Below are 215 nucleotides of genomic sequence, written 5' to 3' on the forward strand. Positions count from 1 at the left end.
ATCGCACGAAACGCCGCTTCGCCACCGGCGGCGGACCGAACACGAGCCGCCAGCGCGGCCGCGACCGGCGAGCTCGACATCACAGGAAACGCCACCTCACCGCGGTCGACGGGCCGAACACGAACCCACGACGCGGTCGCGACCGGCGAACCCGACACCACACCAAACACCACCCCACCACCGTCGACGAGCCGGACACGAACCCGCGACGCGGT

The organism is Actinoallomurus acaciae (assembly GCF_042429965.1).
GTDB classification, from domain to species: Bacteria; Actinomycetota; Actinomycetes; order Streptosporangiales; family Streptosporangiaceae; genus Actinoallomurus; species Actinoallomurus acaciae.